General features: G+C 44.8%; 1 protein-coding gene. It reads right to left on the bottom strand.

Annotation, left to right across the window (positions count from 1 at the left end; genetic code table 11):
* Positions 1–629 (bottom strand): SPFH domain-containing protein (locus KQI39_RS17190; protein WP_216419782.1); only part of this gene is annotated, 629 nt, incomplete at both ends.

Here is a 629-nt window from a genome sequence, read left to right as displayed (position 1 = left end):
ACTGTAACCCAGCCATTTTTGTAGTGAGCTTCTGCCTCCTTCATCTTGATCAGCTCGTCCGTAATGGATGCACTGAGTTCGTTATTCGCCTCTGCCTGTGCTTTTGCCTTAATCTTTGTGTTCTCGGCTTCAGCTGCAGCCTTGACCTTTGCTTTTTTTGCATCTGCTTCGGCCTTGGTCAGTTCGATCTGGGCGTCCGCTTCTGCCTGGAGCTTTTCTGTCTCCTTCTGGACTTTTACTTTTTCCTGCTCTGCCTGCGCCTGCTGTTTTTCCTGTAAAGCAGTGACACGGTTATCAATGGCCTGCTTCAGCTTTTTATCCGGGTGTACATCCACAATGGATGCATCCAGAACTTCAATGCCGTACTTCTTGTGAAAATCTTTATTAAGATATTCCGTGATGGCATTGTTCAGTGCGGATCTGTTCCCGGAATAGATATCCATCATTGAATAATCTGTCGTAATTTCGGAAATCTTTGATTTCAGGACAGTTTTCACACGGTTTTCGATGATATCCTCTCCGTCCATTCCTTTAAAACGCTTGTATGTATCAATCACTGTGTCTGGATCATACCGGTAACTCATCTGGAAAGATACTGCAATACTGGCATCGTCTGATGTGGCTACTTT

This window comes from Blautia sp. MSJ-36 (assembly GCF_018917985.1).
In the GTDB taxonomy this organism is placed as follows: Bacteria; Bacillota; Clostridia; order Lachnospirales; family Lachnospiraceae; genus Blautia_A.
The sequence above is the reverse complement of the archived record's forward strand: the minus strand, read 5'-3'. Positions and strand labels throughout refer to the sequence as shown.